Raw genomic sequence first — 26,400 nt, forward strand, 5'->3', positions numbered from 1 at the left:
ATAACCTCCTCAAATAATTTTTAAACAACAATAATAGACACAAAATCAAATACTTTCAAAAATCCACCTCCCTAAAAAAAGAAACCGCTACCATTTATTAATCCTATCATAATATTGTTTTAATTCATTGGGCGCTTTGGGCAAAGGGACGCGCTTGAATCGTCTGTATGCCCAAAGCTTTTTGTTTTTAATTATGATAGGGGTTGAGGTGATTTAAAATCTAGGCACAGGAAAATATGTCAATTATCCATTACAATAGAGCCAACAACACAAAGCTGTAAGGAGGGAATCCATATGAAGTCAACAACCCTAATCATTCATAACGACACACCAGCTTCACTCACTATCCCCCAAATATTCGACAGCACGCGTTATGACACATTCATAGGTGTCACATACTCCGTTTCACCCAGTTTCCTCAACCGCTACTTGGCAGATTTCCATCACCTCCATCTAACCGTGGGCATCCAGGAAGACCACATCCAATACGCCACCAACGAAGCCGCCAGGGTATTGAAAAATAATATCCATAGTCTCTTGAATAACGAACCCGCTAAGTTTTTCCAAGAACTCACCAACCACGTAAAAGAGAAAATCAACGATCGCGATATCCAGGTGTTAGTACCGTTAGCCCACACCATCCACTCCAAATTTTACCTTCTCAGTCACTCACAAACCAAAGAAACGCGTCTCATCACCGGTTCCGCTAACCTCTCTGACCAAGCCTTTAGCCCAACAAGTAGCCAGTTCGAGGCAATCATGATTTATGATAACCATATCCTGTACGACCACATCCTAGACCACTACAAAAAGGACATGAAACCTATACTCACCAACTACTTCCCACAAGAACTCCTCAAGACTGCCGCCAATAAAACCAGAAACTTTGAAAATATAGAAGAGATTATTTGGCTTGATAATCAGGACCTCGAAAAAATACAGGAGAAGGGCATCACCGAGAAAATTGAACAAGTTGAAAATAAAATATCGCTGGGTATTATCCAACCCCAAATACAAGAAGAGATGCGAAATATCCTGGATGACTACAAAGATGAAAAAGATGAAAAGCGGAAACAACAAAAAATCGAGGAGACCGCATATATCCTGGTCAAAAATTCCGTTTCCCCGAATGCCAAAGAAGCCAAAATCAAGTCCCGCGAAGTCCTGACCAAAACGATTAAAAAACAAATCCAGATCAAAGTAAATGTCATTCCCGACAACCAAATTCCCCAAAGGCCACGCCTCATTAATTCACCCCATGAGCGTAATATCCCTAAAAACATCACTGGTTTGTTCGTGGAGAGCGATACGAATGCCGATATCCTACTGCCACTAGGCACCCATGCTTCCACTGAAGCCATCAAACAATCACTTGAAACGATCGCTGCACTCATCAAAACTTTTGAGAAATACACGGTCAAATACGAACCGACTTACGGCGCACGCATCATGGAGGCGATTCTTTATACTTACACCGCACCTTTTTTATTTGAAATAAAAGCAAAAGCCAGGGGAGAAGAAGAACGCAACGATATCCCACAGTTCCTGTTTTTGGGCGGAACAGCAGGTTCAGGGAAATCCAGTTTGTTGAAAGCATTGCGAAAAATGATAAACATCGCAACCTTCCAGGATTTCAATTCCATTGTTTCGACAGGTGCGCGTCGCAAAAAAGAAACCATCAACGTCCTGGAGAACTGGTTGATGGAAGGGAATGTGGCGCCTTTATTATTGGATGAACTTCCTGAAGATTTTTTCAGTAACCGATCCTATGGGAATGAATTGATCGTAAACACATCGAACCGTTTAGCCGCTAATCTTCAACCTTGTCCCGTCATTATCGGTACGACAAACGCCGACGGGTACACGTTGGAAGAACGAGCCCGCCGGAGAAGCTATTACCTTAAACTGGATAAAGTCTTTGACGAAGCATACCGCAAAGAATCACAGCCAGCCTATAATAAAGTTTTTTCAAAAATCGATGACCAGCTCTATCTTGATTTCATCGTGCGCTTTGCCACACGTTTGAATGACGATACACTTCGCTGGGATTATTTTCACGAACGCGGCAACTTCGACTTTTTGTACCATACGCGGGAAATCTTCAAAGACTATTATAAAATCGCTGGTCTGCAGCTACCCGAGTATTTTCCTTTAACACGGTACGATGATTCGAAAGAAACGAATGTCGAAAAATGGCGTAAACTCTACCTCGGAACGAGCAGTAAAGAATTCAAATTCGATGAATATACCGGTAACCTTCTTTTCAAGGTCGCCACTCTGGACGAAAACATCTCCCGATATGGAGCCGGAAAACCATCCGAAATCTATAAAAATGCCTTGTCCCCGAAAGTACTTGTTGGCTCCAAAGACAGTGCCGACATTGAACTCAATACCGAATTGTTCTTCCAATGGATTCAACTCGATAATCCCTTTGAGTACCAATACAAAGAGCAAGTGAAAGCATACTACCTCGAGAATCGTAACAAGATAAAAGAAGATAAAGAAACCCGCACAATCAAACTCGATCTGTCCACCTTTATGCAAGGCAAACAGATTGGGGCGATTGAACAATACAAACGCTATGTGCCAAAAGAAATTATCAAGGAAATCAAAGATGACCACTGCATGCTCTTTGATGCGAAAGGACTATACGAATGGCTGGAAATTCCGTATAAAGGACCGGGGATTTTGATGAGATTGTTCAATATGAGAGGAGAATACCAATAAACACCGAAAAAGCTAACACCGCCACCATTTTTTGCCCCACCCCCGGAAAAGAATGAAAACAATAAAGCAGCTCCCCGTGCTACACTGTTATAAACAAATGTTTGGGGGTGAATCTGATGGAAGTACATTTAGAAGCACTCAAATGGCTATTATACGAGAGCACAATCACAATCGGCGCAATAGCCAGGGCATGTCAGATGGATCGCAATTTAATCAAAGATATTCGTCAGCGTAAATTCGATTTCATGCACCTCGAACTGAAGCATGCCATTGACTTAATCGCCTATGCGGAAGCAATCAGAGGGGCGGATTATTATGCTGACCGCCGCTGGGTCGTATGTGAAGATGACCAAATGGAACTTTATGAATACGAAGAACTTTCCACGCTTCCACAACATGCGGAACTCATCTCCGAAGTCCGTTTGACCAACGAAATTGCAAACTTTGAAAAAATCAAAAACATTCGAAAAAAAATCCCCCCTGAAGAAGCGCAAACCTATGTCGACGATCGCTATCACCAAGCCAAAGAAGAGGCGTTTCGCAGTGTCGGCTTCAATGAAAAATCAGAATCATTTGATTAGCAATTCGCATGTCGCTTTCACTTTATCAAAATACTTTTGTTTATTTTTTTCCACCACTTCATCCGTCAGCTGCCGCAATAAACGCAGACGATCATGCATCGCACTGCCATCCATATACAAAACCGGCTGCTCAATCTCCAAAGCAGTTGTTTTTGTCACTATCAACAAATCAAATTGTAGCTTTTCCAAATTTTCTTTGGACAAACAATCGCCAGGCAATACCTCGAATGTATAATGACGGCTGAGTTCTGTTTGGAGAGTAGCCGTTATTGCCTTTGCATGATTCAAGGTTAAATGACTCGACACTAAAATCCGGCACGAATTAAATTTTTCCATAAAATCAAAAGCGAGATTCTCCCACCAGGACAGCTGAATATACAAAAGATAGTCCAGATCATCTTTTTGCAAGACAAGTTCGCGCTCATGACAAATCTGAATCAACATTTGCTTGGCCTCTTGGTAAAACAAGGGGATTTTTTGCTTTACGATGTCATTAAGGCCAACATTGAAAGTGGGAAATAAAAGATACCTTTTCGGGCTAAATCCCGGAGGACACAAACGATAACTTTCCATCGCATTATGGAGTTGCAAAATCAAGTAATGAAAATCTGTCTCTGGTAAATCAAACATTTGCCTCAGCGTTTCCAACCCCACCTGTAATTGCTGGATTTTGCGTTTAAAATCAGCATCTTCTTCCATCCGTAAATGAAGGTAGGGAACAGACATGAAAATGCCCCAATCAACAAATTCATTGAAATAGCGGCGCAATGTCATTTCATAAACAGGACAGAGTTCATCGGTTACGGTCATCATTTTCAAAAAAACGTGATAGATGAACTCCCGAAACTGCTCGCTTCCTTGGTGGGAAGTCGGGGGCGGGTGCCCCCTTAATCCGCGGCTCATATCCACCCCAAAGAAAAAATGATAATGATGGTATCTCATCGCAGTTTCAGGTATTTCGTAACTTTGAGCACAGCGCTCGAGAAACCGTCGCATCAATTCTTGATCCACATTTTCAAATGGCTAATCTTCCATGGTGTACTTTTCACTGAAATAAGCTGTGTAAAAATTCCGGATCAAACCTTCATGACCGACAACGCGGAAAGGTTGCGTTTCAAGTGAGAGGCCATAATCCTGAAGCGCGAGTTTGACGTTTTGAACCAGGCGACGCAATGAAGAATCACTAATATATAGATAGTCTTTCATCTCCGCATAACCCATCGTCTCATCAAAAAATACTTTTTCCAAAAATAAAAAACTGGGTGAAATCCGATACAACTTGCGCTGGAAATAGTCCAAGCCCACTGAAGAGGGCAAATTAAGAAAGACGCCCTCTGAAGACGAAACGATGGCTCCAGCCAACTCTTTCAAGGTTTCATTTATTTCAGCAAGATCATACTTAATGATACGGGCGGAAGAACCGATTGATTTTGCCAACTCACTGATGGTCAGTGGTCTATCGGCTGCATATAGATTCTCTATAATGCGATACTTTCGTTGGTCCTTAGTAGAAATAAGCCGCCACATCGAACGCTACCTCTTCATTTTTTTAAATTTATTATAGCAATATTGTTCTGGAAACGAAAGAGGGGATTGTAACAATATTTGGAAGAAAACGAATAACGTCCCGACCTCATCACGCAGAGCTCCGCAAAAAAACCCATACCTTTGCATACTAATCCCCCTAAACCGGCAAAGGTCCCTCAAAAATGCTGGACCTTTGCGTAAAAAACACAAACCTAACGCAAAGGTCGCTCCAAAACCCTATACCTTTGCGCAAACACCCCTCCATATTGTTTGCAATTGCCCCTCTAACGAACTAAACTAAAGTTGAACGTTCCGGTAAGCGCTTTCTTATTCCGGAATCAAAAAAATTAGGAGGAATCATATATGGCTACGTTCAAGAAAATGTTACTGGGCTCTCTTTCGCTGGCGACAATCGGCTTGCTTGCAGCTTGTGGGAATGACGACGGCACAAACGAATCGGCGACAAGTGGGGGCACATCTTCTGACGAAGTAACGTTCTGGTTTATGGGGGACGGGAATGAACAGGTCCAACCGATCCTGGATGCCTTTACGGAAGAAACGGGGATAGCCGTCAGTGTCCAGAGTATTCCGTGGTCGGCCGCGCATGACCGCTTGCTGACTTCCGTTGCTTCGGGGGAAGGTCCAGACGTGGTTCAAATGGGGACAACCTGGATGGCGGAATTTGTGGATGCGGGTGCCCTGATGGACATCACCGAATATACGGAATCATCAGAAGACTTGAATCCGGACAACTTCTTTGAAGGGAACGTTGCGACAACTCAAATTGATGGCGCTACTTACGCAATCCCTTGGTATACCGAAACCCGGGCCTTATATTACCGGACTGATTTATTGGAAGAAGTAGGTTACCCCGAAGCGCCACAAACATGGGATGAACTAAAAGACGCCGCGACCAAGCTATCCGAACGCGGGGACAACATGTACGGCTTCAACGTGGATGCGGCTGATCAAACCTTCGCGATGATGTTTGCCCGTCAAAATGGCTCCGAACTCCTCAACGAAAATAACGAACCGCAATTCAACCAACCGGAATTCATTGAAGCCATGGAATACCTGAACAGCTTTATCGAAGACGGCGCAGCGCCTGCGCAAGACCTTGGCCTGGACATTTCGCAAACATTCGGGGGCGAGGGAATCGTCCCGATGTTCATCAGTGGTCCGTGGATGATTTCCATCATAAATGAAAACGCACCGGACATTGAAGGCAACTGGGCAACGGCCATTCTTCCAGAAGGACCAGAAAACAACCTCTCCAACACAGGGGGTGCGAACCTGGCTATCTGGAACGAAACCGATAATGTGGACAACGCCGTTCTCCTACTGGAATTCTTGTCCAAACCTGAGAACCAACTCCTCTTCCTGGAAACATCCAGCTCTTTACCAGCCAACATGGCAGCTTGGGACGATGAAGCTTTATCAGACGAGCTAATCGCGACCTTTGGTGAACAACTGGAAAATTCCGAGCATATGCCACTCCTACCTGAGTGGGAACAAATCGCCCAAAGCTTCCTGACGTACTGGGAACAAATCACAGTGGGCGGGGCCGACATTGCGGAACAAATGGAAGCCTTTAACGAAGAAGCAACCGGAATCCTGAATTAACCACACATAGAATCTGAAGAACAAGCCCAGAAACGAGTACGAGTTAAATCGGATTCCTGCTTCTGGGCTTTTCTTTTCATTCTCGCGAACCAAGAAAAGGGTGAAGAAAATGAAATCAAAAAATAAACTGGCACCATGGGTCTTCATTACCCCCGCTATGATTCTCTTGCTTGCGTTTTCGATCTTACCAATTTTTATTGCGTTTTTCATCAGTTTTACCGACCTCAGTCTTTCCGGACTGGCGGACTTTTCCCGGATCGCATTCGTTGGCCTGGAAAATTACCAGGACGTCACGTCTGATGCCGTCTTCTTAAAGTCCATTGGCAATACGCTTTTCTACGTTGTCCTCGGGGTACCACTCATCGTGATGTTATCCTTGACCATCGCGGTTCTCATTCAAATGGGGAATGGCCGCTTCTTTGACATGATGCGCCTGTTCTTTTACTCACCGTCCATCACCAACATCGTCGCCATCGCCATTGTTTGGTCGTTTTTATTCAACCCGAACCAAAGCATCGGACTCATCAACCAAGTGCTCTCCTGGATAAACATCGGACCAATCGCCTGGCTACAAAACCCTCAAATCGCCAAAATATCCCTGGTCATCCTGGCAGTCTGGCGGGGACTTGGAATTAATATGTTGATTTTCTCCGCCGCCCTGCAAAACATTTCCCCAACGCTCTATGAAGCAGCTGATATTGACGGCGCCACCCGGTGGCAACAAATTTGGCATGTCACGATTCCGCAGCTGAAGTTCTCCACTTTCTTCGTCGTAATTACCACAATCATCGGTTGGCTCCAGTTCTTCGAGGAACCGTTTGTCATGACCGAAGGCGGTCCGTTGAACAGTACCATGAGTATCGCCTTGTTTATTTACAGGAACGGCTTCCAGTTCAACCGCTTTGGTTACGCCGCAGCCGGATCGATGATTTTATTTATCATCATCATCGTTGCGACGCTCCTGCAAATGAAAATCCAAAAACGACGGGACGAGGACACGATTTGAGAAAAGAGGAGAGAAATTATGCTTACAGTAAATAGAGGCACCAAGATTATTATCGGTGTGATACTGGGATTATGGGGCATCGTCACCATCGTTCCCTTTGTCTGGATGATTCTGTCCGCTTTCAAAACCAATCCAGAAATCGTCTCGATGGCACCGACATTATTCCCGAACGAATGGACCTTGAATAACTTCCGGGAACTTTTCCAACGCCTGAACTTCGACGTCTATCTCATAAACACCTTGATCATCACCATCTTCAGTTTCGGCGGTCTTCTCATCAACGCCATGGCCGGCTTCGGCTTTGCCAAATACGAATTCAAGGGGAAAGAATTCCTCTTCATCCTCGTCCTGGCAACGATGATGATTCCCGGTCAAGTCACGATGATTCCGGTTTACCTGATCCTGAACCAAGTCGGACTCACCAACACTTACGCCGGCATCATCCTACCCGGTCTGGCAGGCGCTTTCGGAATCTTCCTGTTCCGGCAATTCTTCGCCAACATCTCGGAAGAAATGCTGGAAGCAGCCCGTCTGGACGGCGCGAGCGAGTACTTTATCTTTTGGAAAATCGCACTCCCGCTCTCGCGACCCATCCTGGCTGTCCAAGGCATCCTGACTTTCATCGGCGGTTGGAACTCCTTCCTGTGGCCATTGATCATCGCCAACGACCAAAAATACTACACGCTCTCGGTTGGCCTGCAGCTCCTGCAAGGCCAACACGGCGCCAACTACGCCTTACAAATGGCCGGGGCCGCCTTCATGGTTATCCCGATTTTGATCATATTCTTGATTTTCCAAAAATTCATCCTGCAAGGCTTCGACATCTCAGGCGGAAAATAATAGGCGAAACCGTCCAGCTCACCGGCAACTTTTTCGCCGCCGACAAAGCCACCATCACCGGACCCATCAAGCAGATGAACGTCGCCGCCAACGACCTGACCCGCGTCGGATCCATCCTGGGCAGTACCGGGGCAGCCGATATCCGCCGTATTCAAAGCGATTTTATGAAAGAAACCGGCTTGGTATTCCGTTGTTATTTATGGCGGACGTGATTCACGGTTAACGGACAAATTTTCCGATCCCCTTGGCGTTAGCGAGTTCATGGAACCCGGACCTTATCGCAGATGGTTGACTTGGTGCGCGATGCACGGTGGGCGAAACGCTGAAGATACGCAAATGACTGAAGTTGAACTGATTAAAGAAGGAGATTGAATATGCATGTAATCGATCAAACGAAAACGCCAAAAGTAACTTTGCAAGCAGGGAACCTAAAAGCCGAATTTTTGCCTACCGGTGACTTGTATCGTCTCGGTACCGAAGAGACGATGATCAATCAAGTCTTAAGCAATCCCATCGATGGGGCCTTGAACAATCTTTACTTGCGCGTCTACCAAGAAGATGGTTCCATTTCGTACGCACCCTTGTTGGGTATCCAATCCCACAGCCAGTTTGCGCTTGGGAAGAACCAAGTAAAGTGGACTGGAGTATTTGAAGAAATCAGCTATGCCGTTATTTTCAGCTTGGCCAACTACCAAACCTGGCTGTGGTACATCAAGCTGGAAGGAAAAAAAGAAAAAATCGATGTGATTTATGCTCAGGATATCGGTTTGGCTTCCCAAGCGGCGGTTCAAACCAACGAAGCCTATACCGCGCAATATGTGGACCATAGTGCTTTTGATGGTGTGATTTGTTCAAGGCAAAATATGCCCCAGGGCGAAGGGAAGTTTCCCTATCTCCAGCAAGGTGCCTTTTCAAAAGTGGCCAGTTACAGTACCGATGGTTTCCAGTTTTTCGGCACTTCCTATAAAGAGACCAATGTGGCACAAGCGTTAACGAGAGAAAACCTCCCGTCCCAAGTTTCCCAGTATGAGTTCAGCTACACCGCTCTGCAAATAAAACCGTTCCAACTGGTGGGCAAAGAGACCGTTACTTTCTATGGCTACTTCGAGGAAAATCATCCGGAAGCCGTAACCGCACCGAAAGTGATTGAAGCCAACGGCCTCTTTCAGTCGGAAGAAATGTTCACCCCAATTAAGCAGTTGAAATGCAACCCCTTGATCGGCGAACCCTTGAAGACCATCCCTCTCACCAACGAGGAAATGGCAGCGCGTTATCCCAAGCGAATCCAGGAAGAAAATGAGGGGAACCAATGGCTCTCCTTCTTTACCGAGGACTATGTCCATGTGGTTTCTAAAGCTAAAGAGTTGCTAGTGGAGCGTCCGCATGGTCACATCCTCTTTACCGGTGGGAATCGCAAAGTGGATGAAAGCATCATGACGACAACGTGCTGGATGTATGGGGTCTTCAATGCCCAAACCTTGAGGGGTAACACCGATATGAACAAGTGGTTCACGAATACCCGGAATGCCTTGAATATTTTGAATACTTCCGGGCAGCGACTTTATGTAAAAATAAAAGACACGTACCACTTGTTGGCCATGCCTTCTGTTTTTGAGATGGGTTTTAACTATGCGAAGTGGCTTTACAAAACTTCCGAAGAAACGTTTGAAGTGACGGTTTTTTCTACTATAGGAAACAGTGAAATCCGCCTGCAACTGGAAACGAAGAGTGGGCAAGCCTACGAATATCTGGTAACTAATCAAGTGGTCATGAACCAAAAGGAATATGTAACGCCTGTCTATATGAAGCAAGACAAGCAAGCCCTCACTTTTTATGCGGATAAAAACACGCTTAATTACGACCGCTATCCGGAATTAGCTTATCAGTTGGTAGTGGAGGGAACCGAGTTCACCGTAAAAGATGAAAGCTTGTTTGTTACGGGTGCCGAACCGGGCTCTGCTTCATTGATGGTCTTGCAATTAGTAGAAACGAATCAGTTCCAAATCCGTATGCTCGGAAACGACCAAGCATCAGAAACGACCTTTGGAGAAGAAGTGCGCCAGTTTAAAGCGTACTTCAATGATTTAATGAATGGCTTCAAGTTAACAAAAGGCGAAACACTCCCGTCGGAACTGGAAAAACTGAATATCATCGCTTGGTGGTATACCCACAACATGCTCGTTCACTACTTGGTTCCCCATGGCTTGGAACAATACGGCGGGGCGGCCTGGGGAACACGCGATGTCAGCCAAGGACCGGCGGAATACTTTCTGACCATGCAACATTATGATGTCGTAAAAGAAATCATCAAGACTCTCTTTTCCCATCAATTTGTGGAGGACGGCAATTGGCCGCAATGGTTCATGTTTGATCGTTACCAAGATATTTATTTCCATGAAAGCCATGGGGACATCATTGTCTGGCCCCTGAAACTCGTCGCCGATTACTTATATCGTTCCGGTGACACGAGCATTCTTCAAGAAACAGTCCCATATATGAGTAGGGAAACCAGTACCTTCACAACCGAAACCTTTACGGTGCGTCACCATCTGGAAAAAGAAATAGACTATATCAAGAGTCATTTCCTGTGGGATACGCATTTATCCAGTTATGGGGACGGTGACTGGGATGATACTTTGCAACCACATGGCCAAAGCCTGAAGGTAAACATGGCCAGCAGTTGGACCGTGGCCTTGACCTATGAAGCCTTAACAAGATTTAGTGAAACAATAAAAGAAGTCGAGTCCGAATATGCAAAAGAACTCACTGAATTAGCGACGTATATCAAGGCTGATTACAATAAATACATCCTCTCTGATGACGTCATTCCAGGCTTTGTCTATATGCCGGAACCCGATAAGGTGGAATTCATGATTCACCCAACTGATACGAAAACAGGAATCCAGTACCGGCTCTTGCCGATGATTCAAGGAATCACGAGCGAAATATTCACGAAGGAACAAGCGATTACGCATTTCCAATTAATCAAGGAGCACCTGTCATACCCCGATGGTGTTCGTTTGATGAACCGACCGGCTACTTATCAAGGTGGCGTCAGCACGAACTTCAAGCGCGCCGAACAAGCCGCCAACTTTGGTAGGGAAGTAGGACTGCTTTACGTCCATGCCCAGATTCGCTTTATTGAATCCATGGCAAAAATAGGGAAAACCGCTGAAGTCTGGCATGGTCTGGAAGTCATCAATCCCATCAACATCCAGGATGTTGTGCCAAACGCGGCTAAACGTCAAAGCAATTCTTACTTCAGCAGTTCCGATGGTGATTTTGCATCACGTTACGAAGTAGCGGAAAACTTCGAGAAATTAAAAACGGGCGAAGTGCCCGTGAAAGGCGGTTGGCGCATTTACTCAAGTGGACCGGGGATCTATCTGAATCAATTGATTTCCAATGTACTTGGTATTTCAACTCACAATCAGGATTTAGTGATTGATCCGATTTTACCAGCTACATACAGCGGATTGACGTTACAATTTACTTATTTGGGTAAGGCTGTTACTTTTAAATTTATGCATGATGATAACGAGGTTATAGTAGTAAATGGTAAAGTAGCTAGGGGCGCCAAGTTAATGAATCCTTATAGGACTAGTGGCATGGCTGTTATGAGGGAAGAAATTGAACCGCTGCTAAACAACATGGCTAACGTAATCGAAGTATATTATTAATAGAAGCGAAGCAAGCAGATGCCAGCATTAAGGGGCATCTGCTTGCTTCGTTATGTGTATAAGGCACTCAAAAAACAAAGCTATGATTTTAGGTGAAGTAAGATTGCTTCCAGTTGGAAAGTTTAACGAAGTGGGGAGAAAAAGTAAGGAAATTATTGGATAGATGCTTTTCATACCTTATTGAGTTTTCCTATGAAGCTAACCCAGAGAGAACATTTATCATGTACTCTGAAAGTAAAATAGTAAAACCCACATAGGTGCTTAATCCTTGCCATCTTATAGAAAAAAGGATTTAAGGAAGAAAAATTATTATCATAAAATCTAACTGCACAGCAAAAATTGTTGAAAATGTGAACTCTGTTTGAACAATTTTAAAATGAAAACGTATACGAATGCATTGGAGTTAATGAACCCCAAATTAAATCAACAATATGACAAAAAAATCAATTTATCGGTGCAAAATGTGGATATAAAGTGATATTATGATATAGATATTGAAAAATTTAATAAATCCATTGTTATATTTAGTTATAAAGAAGGAAATTAATATTCTCCATTATCTGGAACGATACAAAAAGGAGGCTGATCAACTGATTATTCGGAAAAGCAACAATTATATTCTGAGTAATTCACACTTCTAAGGATTAAAAAATCTACTTTTTTGGCTTCATTAAATTGCTTAGGAGGGCTTGGCATGTATAAATTTGAAACGAGTGCTTGGGTAAAGCATTTTGATTTTATGGTTATCGATATTATCTTTTTATTATTAGCCTTTATGATTTCTTTTACTTTACGTTTTGGAGGAGTTTCGCCTTTTTCTATCCAACTTTATGCTATATTAGGTGTTCTGATGCCAATCCTGCATATTTTTATCGTCTTCTTCACGGAAGAATATTCCGGCATTTTGCGTAGGGGTTACCTAAAAGAACTCAAGGCTGTATTGAGACATAACAGCATCTTATTGGCATCAGTCGTGTTCTTTATGTTTATGACGCAACAAGCGGAAGAATATTCCCGCATTGTATTGTCCATGATGTGGGTTTTAAGTTGCCTCCTGATGTGGGGCGGACGAATTTTTTTGAAGAGAGCATTGCTACACGCTTATTCCCAAGAAAAAAATCAATCTTACTTGTTGGTAATAAGCACGCAAAATTCTGCAGAAAAAACAGTTGAACAATTGCAGAAAGCATCTTATAGCTCATATAGACTAAAAGGTTTAGCGGTTGTGGATGCGGATATACACGAAGAAGTTGTGAGTGGAATCCCGGTGATAGCCAGTCGAGAGACTGTGATGGATTACCTCCGCTTCAATACCGTCGATGGCGTCTTCATTGATGCAAATGTTTCAGAAGAGGAAATAGACCAAATAACGGAAAATTTGGTTGCTATGGGTATCACGGTTCACATCTCTTTGGATCATATTTCCAGTGAAATGCCGAACAGAGTGGTGGAAGAAATCAACGGTTATTCCGTATTGACTACAAGCATCAAGATGGCAACAACACGTCAACTGTTCATAAAACGCGTCATTGATATTTGTGGAGGTTTGGTCGGCTTAGTAGCAACAGTAATAGCTTTCGTTATTTTCGCTCCAATTATCTATATTCAGTCACCCGGTCCAATCTTTTTCTCACAGGAACGGGTGGGTCGGAATGGTAGACGTTTCCGCATCTATAAATTTCGTTCTATGTATATGGATGCTGAAGAACGCAAGAAAGAATTGATGGCTCAGAATAAAATGGATGGTTTTATGTTCAAGATGGATAACGACCCACGAATTATGCCAATCGGAAGATTCATTCGTCGCGTATCAGTTGATGAGTTGCCGCAAAGTATCAACATCCTGAAAGGTGATATGAGTCTAGTAGGGACAAGACCCCCGACAGTGGATGAATATGAAAGATACGAACTACATCATAAACGCAGACTGGCAGCGAAACCGGGACTTACTGGTATGTGGCAAGTGAGCGGTAGAAGCGATATCACAGATTTTGAAGAAGTTGTGGCTTTAGATACAGAATATATCAGTAATTTTACCTTGAGTTTATATTTTAAGATTCTGTTTAAGACAGTTGGGGTTGTACTAGGAAAAAAAGGTTCAGTGTAAGTGTCATTTTTCATTTAATTAATTTTATGCATTAATAGAATTTTGATTAGTAACGGAAGGACAATAAAATTGGCAAACATTACAGTGGTAGAGACAAGCTATGTTGGTTTATCTAATGCAATTTTGCTTTGCGCAACACAATAAAGTCAATTCTTTTGAAAGTATTGAAAAAGTTGACTTAATCATTAAAAATATCTCTCATTGTGGATAAAGAAATTTAAAAGTATCTGGTAGATAAAAAATTGAGTTTCAATGCTACCGATGAAAAAGAAATGGTATATCAAAATACGGACTTTGTAGTCATCGTTACATCAATGAACTATGACTGAGAAGAAAAATAACTGTAATACACATCTTCAGTGGAATCTATCATTGAAGATGTATTGTCGTATCAGCTGGAAGAAACGTTGCTTATCAAATCAACGATTCTTATTGGCAATACAAAACAAATCCGTGAAAATACAGAAAGTTGAGATATTTATAAAACTACTAGACGAATGTTCAATCAAAAAAATATTTCGGTATTATACATGGACTCCACTGAAGCAGTCAACTTGTTGGCCAATACGTATCTAGATTTGTGGGTAGCGTTTTTTAATGACTTAGATACGTATACTGAAATAAGAGAATTAGATACAAAATCATAGAAGACATTGGGCTGGAACCTCATATTGGAACGCATTACAATAACCATTCATTCGATTTTGGTGGCTACAGCTTACGGCTCGGAGCTATTGTTGAGACTAACCGTACATGGAAAAATCATGCAGCCAATATGGTGTTACCACACAATCCAAAAGTGGTAGGTATCTATAGCTTAGCTATGAAGTCAGGATACGATAATTTCTGTTATCCAAGGAATCTTGAAACGTATTAAAGCGCGAGGGATTGAAGTAGTTGTAGACGAGCCAGTTTTAGAAGATGAGTTGTTTTATAATTCAAAAGTAATCAGAGGTTTGGATGAATTTAAAAGGATATCCTATGACATTCTTTCCAACCGATTGTCTGAAGAGCAATCGGTTGGAAAGAAAGTATATAAGGAAATTTATTCCATAAAAATTAACGTATACAGATAGATAGCTACTTAAACTCTTTCAAGTCAGTATATTAATGAAAAATGTCGACAAGAAATTAGGAAATAAGGTGTGAAAATTTGAAGATGGGAAATGATGAGCAGAATTCTCCGAACGAACAAAAGGATATTAATAAATACAAAAAAAATATTTTCATTTTAAATAGTCATTTTGGAAAGAAAATAATCTCAGGAAAATCCACAAGTAGTATGAAAAAAATTTGTTTCGCAGCATCTTCAGGAGGGCATTTCGAACAATTGCTGATGCTAAAACCTCTAATGGACAAGTATGATGGATTTATACTAACAGAGCAGACTGCCTATGTAACAGAAACTAAAGAAGAAAAAATGTACTATCTTAAGCAAGTAAACCGGAGAGAAAAGTCTTTTATTTCTAGAATGATAGTAAATACAATCACTTCACTTAGGATATTTATAAAAGAAAAACCTGATATTGTTATTTGCACTGGGGTACTTTCTATGATTCCAATGTGCTTGATAGCAAAATGTTTTAGGAGAAAATTAATTTATATAGAATCATTTGCAAAGATTACATCGCCAACGGAAACTGGAAGGCTGCTTTATAAATTTTCGGATCAATTTTACGTACAATGGGAACAAATGTTAGAAATTTATCCAAAAGCTATTTATAAGGGTGGTATTTACTAAATATTCATGCAAGGGAGATTAAATGATATTTATTACATTAGGTTCTCAAAAATTTCAATTTAATCGTTTACTAAAAAAGGTAGATGAACTGATTGAAGATGGAACTATAAAGGACGAAGTGTTTGCTCAGATTGGCTATAGTGATTATAAAGCTTCACATTTTAAATATACTGAATTCCTAAACAGAGATGAATTTTCAAATACAATAGAAAAATGTGATATTGTAATTACTCATGGAGGTACAGGAGCAATTATTAGTGCAGTTAAGAATAAAAAAAAGGTTATTGCTATTCCAAGACTTGTAAAGTATATGGAGCATGTAGACGATCACCAATTGCAGATAATAGAACAGTTTAAAGAGATGAATTTGATTTATGGGTGTAAAGATTGCGATAATCTTGGAATAGCAATTGAAGAATTGGATAATATTAGTTTAAAAGGATATACCTCCAATAAAAAAATGATTATCAACAGTATTGATGAATATATCCAATCAATATAATAACAAGTAGTTTGTACTGTACACATAGTGTAGTGTATCATTGATATTTAGAGTAATTTAAATTTCATTTTACTTTTGACCGGAGTTTATAAATATCATTTGAGGCTATTCTTAGCGTCTTTTAAATTTATTCTTTTGTCAACGCTACACTAGTGTAAAGAGTATAGTATATTTTAAAGGGGAATACATTTTTAATGAAAAGAATACTAATCATAAATACAGTTTTATTTGGATATAATGGTATTACAAATGTATTAATGAATTATTATGAAGCTATGGATAAAAGTGAATTGTGTATAGATTTTATAGCAACCAATCGAAAAGGAATTACCATTGATAATAATATACGTAAGAGATTTGCAGGAGCGAACATTATAGAATTAAGTCATAGAAAGAAACAAACTTTAAGATATCTAAAAGAATTGTCTGAAGTGATGAAGTCGGGATATGATGTAGTTCATGTTAATGGAAATAGCGCAACAATGGCCCTAGAACTTCGAATGGCACAAAAATATAAAATTCCTATTCGAATCGCACATTCTCATAGCTGTGACGAAGGAAAATTTCATAAAATATTCAAATATATTTTTAAACATTCCTACACCAAAGCAGTTGCATGTTCAGATGTTGCAGGAGATTGGATTTATGGTAAGGATAATTTCTTAGTGTTAAATAATGCTATAGATTTAGATAAGTATGAATATAATGAAACATCTAGAGATGAATATAGAAAAATGTTAGGACTTCAGGATCAGTTTGTTGTTGGGCATGTTGGTTTATTCAATAACGGTAAAAATCAGACATTTCTCTTAGATGTATTTTATGAAATAAAAAAAATAAAACCTAATAGTGTACTATTACTTATTAGTGGTAGTGAAAAGGCGCCAGAAGAATTAGTTAATAAAATAGAACTATTGGGACTACGAGATGATGTGAAAATTTTATGCAGGCGAGATGACATAGCTTATTTGATGCAAGCAATGGATATATTCGTTTTTCCATCAAAATGGGAAGGATTGGGCCTTGCGTTAATTGAAGCACAAGCAGCTTCACTACCTTCTATTGCTTCAGCAGTAGTGCCAGAAGTTGCCAATGTTGCAGATGATTTGGTTAAGTATATATCTCTTGATGAGCATCCTAGTGTTTGGGCACAGGAATGCCTAACAATCAATACAAATTTAAGAGGAGATAATATTAATCAGATTAAATCTAAAATAAAAAAATCAGGTTATGATATTAAATACAATGCAGAGTTTTTGAAGGATATATATATGACAGAGGGGTAAAAATGAAGATATCAAAGGACTTAGATGTATTTACTGAAAATAAAAAATACCCTTTTATAACTAAGATATTTGTAATTTTAATTAATCCGTGTTTTCAGTGCGTTGCGCTCTACAGATTTTCTCATTTTCTTTATCAAATTCGTTTATTGCCATTAGCAAAAATTGTATGGTACATCAATAGACTTATATATTGCTGTGATATTGATTATAAGGCGGATTTAGCTGGAGGTTTTAGATTAGTACATGGATTAGGCGTTGTTATAGGAGCAGGTGTACAATCAAAAGGGAAATTGACTGTTTATCAAGGTGTTACTTTAGGTGGAACAGGGAAACACAGGATAGATGATAAAAATAAAAAAATATATATGCCTGTCTTAGGAAGTAACGTAACTATCTACACAGATGCGAAAGTATTTGGTCCAGTACAAATAGAAGATAATGTTGTAATTAAGGCGGGAAGTCTTGTAGTAAGGGACTTGGATTTTGAGGATAAAAGTAAAGGATAAGTGATTATATTATTATGAGAGAATGTCCCTTTGTTAGCATTGTTTTAGTTAATTATAATTCGGCAGAACATACGGTTGAATGTATAGATAGTCTTAAGAATTTAGAATATGACAATTATGAAATATTAGTTGTCGATAATGCATCTAGAAAAGAAGATTATGCCATATTAAAGGAAATTAATAATAAGAAAGTGCACATTATTAATAGCGGAGAAAACCTGGGATTTGCAGGAGGAAATAACTTAGCAATAAACTTAGCTATAAAAAAAAGCGATTATATCATGTTGTTAAATAATGATACAACAGTTGAATCCGATTTTCTAATTAAAATGTTAGAGGTATTTGAAAAAGAAACTAATATAGGAATAGTATGCCCAAAAATATATAATTATTATGATCAGAGTGTCGTGTCATATGCAGGAGGAGATATAAATACACTCAAAGGAGGCGTTTATATAGAAGGAATCAACGGAAAAAATTTAGAAATATATGATATGCCAAGAAAAATAACGTTTGCAACGGGATGTTGTATGCTTGTTCCGATTAATGTTTTTGAAACTGTTGGAGTATTACCAGAAGATTATTTTCTTTATTTTGAAGATACAGATTTCTCCATCAGAGTACTAAATGAAGGTATGTTCTTGTGGTATGAGCCACAGGCTAAAATTTACCATAAAGAGTCTGTTAGTACAGAACGTTTTTCAGCTAATTACCAGTATTATTTTGTTAGAAATAGATTCACATTTATTAAAAGAAATTTTGAATTTAAAAATAAGATTACTGCATATCCAATCTCTTTTCTGTATGTACTAAAAAAAATAGCAAAAAAGCAATTTAGTTATGAAAATTCTGGGTTAGCATTAAAGGATTTTATGATAGGGAAGATGGGAAAGAGAACCTAGGGGGGAATTTATGAAAATACTATATGCAGTAGCCTGGGGAAAATCAAAAGAAAAGACATGGTCTGGTACGGGATACTCTCTTTATAACGCGCTTAGAAAACAAGTTGATGTTGAAGATATTAATGTAGAGCTTAACCGAATGCAAAAAATGGTGATGTGTATCGAACAGTTACGATTAGTAAATGGTAAGTTACGAAGAAATAAATATGATTTTACCAAAATACAGGTTACGCTGAAAAAGAACAAGCTTGAGAAGGCTGTTAGGGAAAAAACAGAGCCCCTAATACAGATTGGAGATTTTCAAACCCAATATAAAAATCAATATATTTATCAGGATTTAAGCTTAGATAGTTTAATTGATTTTAGGGTTCATAAGCCAACGGCTTATAAATATTCCCCATTTATAACGAATTCGATAAAAAATTTACTGTGGCGAGCAAAATTTCAGAAGAAAGTTTATGATAATAGTAAGGGTATATTTACAATGAGCTACTGGTTAAGGGACCATTTGATTAAGTATACAAAAATTCCAGAAAATAAGGTTCATTATGTTGGTGCTGGGATTAACTTAGATATAAATAAAATTACAAATGAAAAAAAAACCAATAATAAAATATTATTTGTTGGCAGGGATTTCTATCGTAAAGGTGGAGATATTGTAGTTAAAGCATTTAATGAATTGAGAAAAGAAATGGACAATGTCGAACTATATATTGCTGGACCTAAAGCAAGGCCAAAAGAGATAATTGAAATGCCCGAAGGAATTATTTTTTTAGGGGATTTAAAATTTGATAAATTAAGTGATTATTTTAATAAATGTGATATTTTTTGCATGCCCTCTAGATTTGAGCCTTTTGGTTTAGTGTATATAGAGGCACTAGTTTATGGAATGCCTTGTATAGTGAGTAATGATTTTGCAATGAAAGAAGTTGTTAAAGATGGAGTAAATGGCTACTTGTTAAATAATGAAAACATTGGAGAATTAAAAGAAAAAATGCGAGATTTATTAAAAAATAAAACAATTAAAAAAAATGTGTTGGAAAGCAGAGAGCATTATATACAGGAATATTCTTGGGATACAGTAGCCACTAAAATGCTCAGAGTAATTGAAAATGATCAATTGCATACTTAGAAACTCCATCATCCCTTTTAGAAATGAGGTAAAGCATGAAATTTAAGAAAATGAATTTGACGTTATCTCAAATAATGGTTTTGGGCGCCCTAATTATAGAATTGCAATTTTTTTATATATTCCCATTGCCAAAAATATTTTGGATTGGGAATAATAGTGATAATAAAACCTATATTCTTATTATTTTGTATATGGCGTTACTGTTAATGCTATTAAAAAAAAGTTTTAAAATCAAAATTACAAAAAAAAATAAATTCCTTGCAATATACCTAATAATTCAAATAATATTATCAATCTTATTAATGTATAGAAGTATGAAAATATATAATCAATCGGCCTTTGATTTATTAATGGCTGCAGATTATTTGATGATGCCAGTAACTGCCTGTGTATTCATAAAAGCGATGAAAGATAAAGTTGGATTTGAAAAGATGATGTCAATCGTATTTAGTATGTTGCTATTTATTCAAATAATTATATTTTTACAAGGTGTTAGTTACTCTCTAATAGGGGTCATTCCTTTTAAGGGAATGTCTAGTACAGGATTGCCTAGATTTAGATATGGGCGGATAAGAGCAGAATGGTCAAGTATAAATTTTATTGGATTTACTTATAGTGTGTCGGAACTTTGGCATCATCATAAAGAGATAACTTCAAAAAAGAAAGTATATTGGATGCTTGGTTTATCAGCTATCAATTTGATTGTTTTTTGTCAAACAAGAGCAATTCTAATTGCTAGCTTACTGTCATGTATGGCTATGCTCGTTTTATCGTCTTCAAGATCAAAGAAAAAATGGATGATGATGATTGTAGCTGTAGTTTGTTCTGTTTTATTAATATCTGGTGGGGCATTAAGTAACTTTATTTCTTCATTTGATATCAACGGTGACTTGGGTGGGAGTACATCAGTAAGGTTACATGAAATAGAGTATTATTGGATGGCTTTTAAAAACAATCCTATTTTCGGGTTAGGGCTTGTGAGGCCAATCAGACCTGATTTAAAACTAGTATATGGGGGACTAGCAGGGGGAACTCCAACGGATGTAGGTCTATTAGGATTAGCAGCGGAAACGGGGCTAATAGGAATTTTATTATTCGTAATTTTATTGTTACGATTTTTCTATATAATAAAAAAAATTTGGAAGAAAAGCACATATTCACTTTTTCTTGTAGGAATAATTTCTTATATTGTGGCTACTTTACCATCTTTAATTGTTACGAATATTACAAGAATTGTTGCATTGCCGCTATGCATCGCGATTTTCGAAAGTGTTTATTATAATGTTAAATTAATGGAGAAAGCTAAAGAATTGAATGAGGTAAAGTGAATGCCAGAAATTTTCCGAAAGTTGATTACTAAAAAACATAGTATTTCTTTAAGCTCTAAGAACATTGTAAAAGTAACTTCTGGGACATTGGTTGGACAAATTATTTCTTTTGCAACATTGCCGATGTTGACTAGAATATATGGTGCTTCTATTATGGGAATATGGGCAATAATTGCATCATTAACGTTCATAATTAAGGCTTTCTCTGATTTAGGAATAGGCAATGCTATTATGGTGAGTAATGATGAAGAAGTTTTAGATTTATATAGCGTAGTCTCTACTATTTCATTGGTAATCACCATTCTCGTTTCGGGGTTGATCTTCATCTATTATAGTTTTTTTCCTAGTAATGAGGGGTTGTCAGCATTCTGGATGGCGTTGATTATTGCTGTAAATTCATGGACTGCTAAACAAGTCGATATTTGTTATGCTTGGTTGAACAGAGATAAAAATTATCAAGTATTAATGAAAAATCCAATTATTAGTCAGGTTTCAATTTTTATTTTTTCTGTTTCATTAGGATTATTAGGATTTAAGGGGTTTGGTTATTTTATTGGATCTATGGCAGGATCTTTTTTTTCTCTTCTAAATATGAAGAGATATTTGCCAACTAGAATTTTTACTATTCAAGTAAAAAAGTATAAGTATGTCCTTCATAAAAATAAGAATTTTATAAAATATCAGATGCCAAGCGATTTGTTAGGAAGAATTAAAGACTCTTTACCAACATTATTAATTAACTTTATTTTTGGGAGTGAAGCGGTTGGATATTACTCTTTAAGCATGAGAATGATTAGTACCCCTGTCAACTTGCTGGGTACTTCAGTTGGACGAGTATTCTTTTCTGATATTGCTGAAAAAAAAAGAAACGGATTAGATTATTGGGATGATATCCATAAAACTATAAATACTGCATTTAAAATATGCATAATCCCTCTAATTTTCATTTTAGCATTTGGAGATGTTTTTACTGTAATATTACTTGGTGAAGGTTGGTATGTTGCAGGACAGATGTTAAGAATTGCTACCATAATAGGACTATTTACATTTATTATGATGAGTACATTGGGAATTGATATTGTACTAGAAAAACAGAGTTATACTATTATCGCTTCAGTCGCACAAATAATTAATGGGATTTTCTCGTTTTTTATCGTTGGAAAAATATTTGATAGTCCATATATTTCATTGGTATTTAATTGTATTTTAACAATGGTAATCCAAACAGTATATTACACCGCTTTATATAAAGTAATGAATAAACCTATATGGATGTACCTGAAAAATGTTTTAACAAATTTAATTATTATTTTCTTTGGATCTTTGATTTTTAGATATATAGGCATATGGTTGGGAATCGTCGATAGTATTATTTAAATTATCATAGCATCAAATGAAAGACAGCAAATATAATTTGAGATTGTAATGGAGGGTCATGATGAAAGGAATTATTTTAGCAGGCGGAAGCGGGACGCGCCTATATCCACTGACAAAGGTTGTTTCAAAACAATTGATGCCGATTTATGATAAACCTATGATTTATTATCCAATGTCAACATTAATGTTGGCAGGCATCAAAGATATTTTGATAATTTCCACCCCAAGTGATATCGGGAAATTTGAGCAATTATTTGGAGATGGAACTGAGATTGGTATAAATATAGAATATAGTGAACAAGAAAGTCCAGATGGACTGGCACAGGCTTTCTTAATTGGTGAAAAATTTATTGGAGACGATTCCGTCTGTCTTATTTTAGGCGATAACATTTATCACGGTAGTGGATTATCTAAAATGATCCAACGGGCTGCTTCAAAAAAAGCAGGAGCGACCGTCTTCGGTTATCAGGTCCATGATCCTGAACGATTTGGTGTTGTTGAGTTTGATGAAGATATGAAAGCTATCTCTATCGAGGAAAAACCGGAAACTCCAAAAAGTAATTATGCTGTAACTGGGCTGTATTTCTATGACAATAAAGTGGTGGAGATTGCGAAGAACATCCACCCCTCATCACGTGGTGAATTAGAAATAACGGATGTCAATAGAGCTTATTTGGAAAAAGGCGAACTAGATGTTGAAGTTATGGGACGTGGTTTTGCTTGGTTAGATACAGGAACTCACGAATCTCTATTGGAAGCATCCACTTTCATTGAAACAATTGAGAAACGTCAAAATCTGAAGGTAGCCTGTTTGGAAGAGATTGCTTATCGCATGGGGTACATTACTCGGGAGCAGTTAATCGAGTTAGCGCAACCTTTGAAGAAAAATGGCTATGGCCAATATATACTTCGTTTAGCAGAATCGGAAAAAATATAGGAGGATGAGCGAGTGAACGTAATCGAAACAAATTTACAGGACGTCAAAATCATTGAAATGGCTGTCTTTGGGGACCACCGTGGCTTTTTTACGGAAAGTTACACTAAAGAAAAATTCAGCGAAGCTGGTATTGATATCAATTTTATCCAAGATAATCATTCTCTTTCCGTTGAACCAGGTGTTTTGAGAGGCATGCATTTTCAGACACCTGCTAAAGCTCAAACCAAGCTTATTCGTGCCACAACCGGTATCATTTATGATGTCTTGGTTGATATACGTATTGGTTCTCCTACTTACGGTAAATGGGAAGGGTATATTTTAAGTGAATATAACCACCGTCAACTATTGGTGCCAAAAGGTTTTGCGCATGGCTTTGTGACTTTGACTCCTAACTGCAATGTACAGTACAAAGTTGATGAGTATTACTCGAAAGAAAACGATGGCGGTATTGCTTTTGACGATTCAGCTATTGGAATAGAGTGGCCGATGCCACTGGACAAACTAGTTTTATCCGAAAAAGATAAGCACCATCCTAAGTTGGCTGAATTGGATAATCCGTTCGTTTATAATGAAATATAAGAGCTAGGAGACAAAAGAATGAAAAATATTATTGTTACTGGTGGGGCCGGTTTTATCGGATCAAATTTTGTTCATTACGTTGTGAATAACCATCCTGAAGTTCACGTTACCGTTCTTGATAAACTGACATATGCAGGAAATGAGGAAAACCTAGCGGGACTACTAGAAGAACGAATAGAACTCGTTGTAGGCGATATTACGGATGCCATGTTAGTGGATCAACTTGTAAAAGATGCAGATGCTGTTGTGCATTACGCTGCCGAATCACATAACGACAATTCACTCAATGATCCCTTTCCATTTGTTCAGACGAATATCATTGGGACGTACACGTTGATTGAAGCTTGTCGCAAATACGGCGTACGCTATCATCATGTTTCAACGGATGAAGTATATGGTGACTTGCCTTTACGTGAGGACTTACCAGGAAATGGAGAAGGACCAGGTGAGAAATTCACATCTGAAACACCATATAATCCTTCCAGTCCTTATTCATCCACGAAAGCAGGTTCTGACTTGTTGGTTAAAGCCTGGGTGCGTTCATTTGGATTAAAAGCGACGATTTCAAGCTGTTCTAATAATTATGGACCTTACCAACACATTGAAAAATTTATCCCTCGACAAATTACGAATATCATATCCGGTATTCGTCCAAAACTATATGGCGACGGTAAAAATGTCCGAGACTGGATTCATACAAATGACCATTCTTCTGCAGTATGGGCAATTTTGACAAAAGGTCGTATTGGAGAAACTTATTTAATCGGTGCTGATGGAGAAGAAAATAATAAGCATGTATTGGAATTAATTCTGGAACTTATGGATCAACCTAAAGATGCCTATGAACATGTAAAAGATCGTGCTGGGCATGATTTGCGTTATGCAATTGACTCTACCAAGTTACGCGAAGAGTTAGGGTGGACACCTCAGTTTACTAATTTCAAGGATGGCTTAGCAGACACCATAGAGTGGTATATCGCAAACAAAGACTGGTGGTCAGCTGAAAAAGAAGCAGTCGAAGCAAACTATGCAAAAAATAATCAGTAATAATTAGTTGTAAAAAGGTAGGATATTCCTACCTTTTTTTATAGGGAGGAATATATATGATTTTAATCACTGGAGCTAATGGACAGCTAGGAACTGAGTTACGTAAATTATTGGATGAGAAAAATATAGAATACAAAGCTACAAGTTCCACTGAGATGGACATTATTGATAAAAGTGCCGTAGATAAAGTATTTAATGAAGTAAAACCGACAATCGTTTTCCATTGTGCAGCTTATACAGCGGTGGACAAAGCAGAAGATGAAGGTAAAAAACTGAATACATTAATAAATGAAATAGGTACAAAAAATGTGGCTGAATCTGCGGAAGTAGCAGGAGCAATCATGTTCTATATCAGTACGGATTATGTCTTTGATGGATTAAACAAGAATAAGTATAAGGTGGATGATTCAGCTAATCCCCAAAATGAATATGGACGTGCTAAATATGCTGGGGAGCAAATTGTCCAATCAATTTCTTCAAAATACTATATCGTCCGGACATCTTGGGTATTTGGAGAATATGGAAATAACTTTGTCTACACCATGCGTCGATTAGCAGAAAATCACCCTAAATTAACTGTAGTAAATGATCAATTTGGACGCCCTACATGGACAAGAACATTAGCAGAATTTATGTTACATTTAAATGACGTTAAAGCAGAGTATGGAGTTTATCATTTATCGAATGAAAATAGCTGTACATGGTACGAATTCGCTCGTGAGATCTTGAAAGAGTCGGATGTGGAGGTGAGTCCCGTGACTTCAGAACAATATCCGCAAAAAGCTCCTCGTCCGAAACATTCTATAATGGATTTAAGTAAAGCAAAAGATACTGGGTTCATTATTCCTTCTTGGCAAGAAGCGCTAACGTCTTTCATTTCAAACATCAGTAAATAGATTTTTATAAGGATTTAACATATTTCATATGAGGTTTTAAAATAATAAAAGTAACTATTGTTTGATGAGGAGGAAG

Annotated in this window: 22 protein-coding genes; 20 read left to right on the top strand and 2 right to left on the bottom strand. The window is 38.6% G+C overall.

What is annotated here, in order from left to right:
- The first annotated feature begins 294 nt into the window (after positions 1-294).
- Together ACTU7M_RS05010 and ACTU7M_RS05015 are read left to right on the top strand one after the other, a co-directional pair.
- Positions 295-2,727 carry a hypothetical protein gene (locus ACTU7M_RS05010; protein WP_443473281.1) on the top strand — a complete coding sequence of 811 codons (2,433 nt, stop codon included), beginning with the start codon at positions 295-297 and terminating at the stop codon, positions 2,725-2,727.
- 116 nt (positions 2,728-2,843) lie between these two features.
- Positions 2,844-3,308, top strand: coding sequence for a hypothetical protein (locus ACTU7M_RS05015; RefSeq protein ID WP_443473282.1), 465 nt, complete (start codon positions 2,844-2,846; stop codon positions 3,306-3,308).
- Here ACTU7M_RS05015 and ACTU7M_RS05020 read toward each other — a convergent pair.
- Positions 3,297-4,211, bottom strand: coding sequence for a hypothetical protein (locus ACTU7M_RS05020; RefSeq protein WP_443473283.1), 915 nt, complete (start codon positions 4,209-4,211; stop codon positions 3,297-3,299). The genes ACTU7M_RS05015 and ACTU7M_RS05020 overlap by 12 nt on opposite strands.
- 120 nt (positions 4,212-4,331) lie before the next feature.
- The gene (locus ACTU7M_RS05025; protein WP_443473284.1) at positions 4,332-4,835 is read right to left on the bottom strand and encodes a helix-turn-helix domain-containing protein; all 504 of its coding nucleotides are present in this window, start codon (positions 4,833-4,835) and stop codon (positions 4,332-4,334) included.
- A 363-nt stretch (positions 4,836-5,198) separates the two neighbouring features.
- On the opposite strand from ACTU7M_RS05025, the gene ACTU7M_RS05030 reads away from it, so the two are divergent.
- The 18 genes from ACTU7M_RS05030 (at position 5,199) to rfbD (ending at position 26,324) form a co-directional block, all read left to right on the top strand.
- Positions 5,199-6,458 (top strand): sugar ABC transporter substrate-binding protein, encoded by a 1,260-nt coding sequence (locus ACTU7M_RS05030; RefSeq protein WP_443473285.1) that lies wholly within the window; start codon positions 5,199-5,201, stop codon positions 6,456-6,458.
- Positions 6,459-6,567: 109 nt separating this feature from the next.
- Positions 6,568-7,464, top strand: coding sequence for a carbohydrate ABC transporter permease (locus tag ACTU7M_RS05035; protein WP_443473286.1), 897 nt, complete (start codon positions 6,568-6,570; stop codon positions 7,462-7,464).
- Between the two features lie 18 nt (positions 7,465-7,482).
- On the top strand, positions 7,483-8,304 hold the full coding sequence (locus tag ACTU7M_RS05040; RefSeq protein ID WP_443473287.1) for a carbohydrate ABC transporter permease: 822 nt from the start codon (positions 7,483-7,485) through the stop codon (positions 8,302-8,304).
- 74 nt (positions 8,305-8,378) lie between these two features.
- Positions 8,379-8,516, top strand: a complete 138-nt coding sequence (locus tag ACTU7M_RS05045) for a hypothetical protein (protein WP_443473288.1) — start codon at positions 8,379-8,381, stop codon at positions 8,514-8,516.
- A 162-nt stretch (positions 8,517-8,678) separates the two neighbouring features.
- Entirely contained in the window at positions 8,679-11,984 is a 3,306-nt protein-coding gene (locus ACTU7M_RS05050) for a GH36-type glycosyl hydrolase domain-containing protein (RefSeq protein ID WP_443473289.1), read from the top strand.
- Positions 11,985-12,678: 694 nt separating this feature from the next.
- Positions 12,679-14,091, top strand: a complete 1,413-nt coding sequence (locus tag ACTU7M_RS05055; protein ID WP_443473290.1) for a sugar transferase — start codon at positions 12,679-12,681, stop codon at positions 14,089-14,091.
- A gap of 1,159 nt (positions 14,092-15,250) precedes the next feature.
- A complete protein-coding gene (gene pssD, locus ACTU7M_RS05060; protein WP_443473392.1) occupies positions 15,251-15,832 on the top strand; it encodes a PssD/Cps14F family polysaccharide biosynthesis glycosyltransferase in 582 nt (193 codons plus the stop codon).
- Positions 15,833-15,854: 22 nt separating this feature from the next.
- Positions 15,855-16,334 carry a PssE/Cps14G family polysaccharide biosynthesis glycosyltransferase gene (gene pssE, locus ACTU7M_RS05065; protein ID WP_443473291.1) on the top strand — a complete coding sequence of 160 codons (480 nt, stop codon included), beginning with the start codon at positions 15,855-15,857 and terminating at the stop codon, positions 16,332-16,334.
- A gap of 194 nt (positions 16,335-16,528) precedes the next feature.
- Positions 16,529-17,620, top strand: a complete 1,092-nt coding sequence (locus ACTU7M_RS05070) for a glycosyltransferase (RefSeq protein WP_443473292.1) — start codon at positions 16,529-16,531, stop codon at positions 17,618-17,620.
- A 2-nt stretch (positions 17,621-17,622) separates the two neighbouring features.
- Entirely contained in the window at positions 17,623-18,126 is a 504-nt protein-coding gene (locus ACTU7M_RS05075; RefSeq protein ID WP_443473293.1) for a serine O-acetyltransferase, read from the top strand.
- 14 nt (positions 18,127-18,140) lie between these two features.
- Positions 18,141-19,028, top strand: a complete 888-nt coding sequence (locus ACTU7M_RS05080) for a glycosyltransferase family 2 protein (RefSeq protein WP_443473294.1) — start codon at positions 18,141-18,143, stop codon at positions 19,026-19,028.
- A 10-nt stretch (positions 19,029-19,038) separates the two neighbouring features.
- Positions 19,039-20,160 (top strand): glycosyltransferase family 4 protein, encoded by a 1,122-nt coding sequence (locus ACTU7M_RS05085; protein WP_443473295.1) that lies wholly within the window; start codon positions 19,039-19,041, stop codon positions 20,158-20,160.
- 35 nt (positions 20,161-20,195) lie between these two features.
- Positions 20,196-21,488, top strand: a complete 1,293-nt coding sequence (locus ACTU7M_RS05090; protein WP_443473296.1) for an O-antigen ligase family protein — start codon at positions 20,196-20,198, stop codon at positions 21,486-21,488.
- On the top strand, positions 21,489-22,865 hold the full coding sequence (locus ACTU7M_RS05095; RefSeq protein WP_443473297.1) for an oligosaccharide flippase family protein: 1,377 nt from the start codon (positions 21,489-21,491) through the stop codon (positions 22,863-22,865). It begins immediately after the preceding gene.
- Positions 22,866-22,926: 61 nt separating this feature from the next.
- On the top strand, positions 22,927-23,802 hold the full coding sequence (rfbA, locus tag ACTU7M_RS05100) for a glucose-1-phosphate thymidylyltransferase RfbA (protein WP_443473298.1): 876 nt from the start codon (positions 22,927-22,929) through the stop codon (positions 23,800-23,802).
- 12 nt (positions 23,803-23,814) lie between these two features.
- Positions 23,815-24,381, top strand: coding sequence for a dTDP-4-dehydrorhamnose 3,5-epimerase (gene rfbC, locus ACTU7M_RS05105; protein WP_443473299.1), 567 nt, complete (start codon positions 23,815-23,817; stop codon positions 24,379-24,381).
- 18 nt (positions 24,382-24,399) lie between these two features.
- Positions 24,400-25,428: a dTDP-glucose 4,6-dehydratase gene (gene rfbB / locus ACTU7M_RS05110; protein ID WP_443473300.1), complete on the top strand. Its 1,029-nt coding sequence runs from the start codon at positions 24,400-24,402 to the stop codon at positions 25,426-25,428.
- A gap of 56 nt (positions 25,429-25,484) precedes the next feature.
- Entirely contained in the window at positions 25,485-26,324 is an 840-nt protein-coding gene (gene rfbD / locus ACTU7M_RS05115) for a dTDP-4-dehydrorhamnose reductase (RefSeq protein ID WP_443473301.1), read from the top strand.
- The last annotated feature ends 76 nt before the right edge of the window (positions 26,325-26,400 follow it).

The organism is Jeotgalibaca sp. A122 (genome assembly GCF_052266715.1).
In the GTDB taxonomy this organism is placed as follows: Bacteria; Bacillota; Bacilli; order Lactobacillales; family Aerococcaceae; genus Jeotgalibaca.

What these genes read in the sequence shown, in the direction of transcription:
- ACTU7M_RS05010 (WP_443473281.1), top strand. Translation starts at nt 295, where the DNA reads ATGAAGTCAACAACCCTAATCATTCATAACGACACACCAGCTTCACTC.
- ACTU7M_RS05015 (WP_443473282.1), top strand. Translation starts at nt 2,844, where the DNA reads ATGGAAGTACATTTAGAAGCACTCAAATGGCTATTATACGAGAGCACA.
- ACTU7M_RS05020 (WP_443473283.1), bottom strand. Translation starts at nt 4,211, where the DNA reads ATGAGCCGCGGATTAAGGGGGCACCCGCCCCCGACTTCCCACCAAGGA.
- ACTU7M_RS05025 (WP_443473284.1), bottom strand. Translation starts at nt 4,835, where the DNA reads ATGTGGCGGCTTATTTCTACTAAGGACCAACGAAAGTATCGCATTATA.
- ACTU7M_RS05030 (WP_443473285.1), top strand. Translation starts at nt 5,199, where the DNA reads ATGGCTACGTTCAAGAAAATGTTACTGGGCTCTCTTTCGCTGGCGACA.
- ACTU7M_RS05035 (WP_443473286.1), top strand. Translation starts at nt 6,568, where the DNA reads ATGAAATCAAAAAATAAACTGGCACCATGGGTCTTCATTACCCCCGCT.
- ACTU7M_RS05040 (WP_443473287.1), top strand. Translation starts at nt 7,483, where the DNA reads ATGCTTACAGTAAATAGAGGCACCAAGATTATTATCGGTGTGATACTG.
- ACTU7M_RS05045 (WP_443473288.1), top strand. Translation starts at nt 8,379, where the DNA reads ATGAACGTCGCCGCCAACGACCTGACCCGCGTCGGATCCATCCTGGGC.
- ACTU7M_RS05050 (WP_443473289.1), top strand. Translation starts at nt 8,679, where the DNA reads ATGCATGTAATCGATCAAACGAAAACGCCAAAAGTAACTTTGCAAGCA.
- ACTU7M_RS05055 (WP_443473290.1), top strand. Translation starts at nt 12,679, where the DNA reads ATGTATAAATTTGAAACGAGTGCTTGGGTAAAGCATTTTGATTTTATG.
- pssD (WP_443473392.1), top strand. Translation starts at nt 15,251, where the DNA reads ATGGGAAATGATGAGCAGAATTCTCCGAACGAACAAAAGGATATTAAT.
- pssE (WP_443473291.1), top strand. Translation starts at nt 15,855, where the DNA reads ATGATATTTATTACATTAGGTTCTCAAAAATTTCAATTTAATCGTTTA.
- ACTU7M_RS05070 (WP_443473292.1), top strand. Translation starts at nt 16,529, where the DNA reads ATGAAAAGAATACTAATCATAAATACAGTTTTATTTGGATATAATGGT.
- ACTU7M_RS05075 (WP_443473293.1), top strand. Translation starts at nt 17,623, where the DNA reads ATGAAGATATCAAAGGACTTAGATGTATTTACTGAAAATAAAAAATAC.
- ACTU7M_RS05080 (WP_443473294.1), top strand. Translation starts at nt 18,141, where the DNA reads ATGAGAGAATGTCCCTTTGTTAGCATTGTTTTAGTTAATTATAATTCG.
- ACTU7M_RS05085 (WP_443473295.1), top strand. Translation starts at nt 19,039, where the DNA reads ATGAAAATACTATATGCAGTAGCCTGGGGAAAATCAAAAGAAAAGACA.
- ACTU7M_RS05090 (WP_443473296.1), top strand. Translation starts at nt 20,196, where the DNA reads ATGAAATTTAAGAAAATGAATTTGACGTTATCTCAAATAATGGTTTTG.
- ACTU7M_RS05095 (WP_443473297.1), top strand. Translation starts at nt 21,489, where the DNA reads ATGCCAGAAATTTTCCGAAAGTTGATTACTAAAAAACATAGTATTTCT.
- rfbA (WP_443473298.1), top strand. Translation starts at nt 22,927, where the DNA reads ATGAAAGGAATTATTTTAGCAGGCGGAAGCGGGACGCGCCTATATCCA.
- rfbB (WP_443473300.1), top strand. Translation starts at nt 24,400, where the DNA reads ATGAAAAATATTATTGTTACTGGTGGGGCCGGTTTTATCGGATCAAAT.
- rfbD (WP_443473301.1), top strand. Translation starts at nt 25,485, where the DNA reads ATGATTTTAATCACTGGAGCTAATGGACAGCTAGGAACTGAGTTACGT.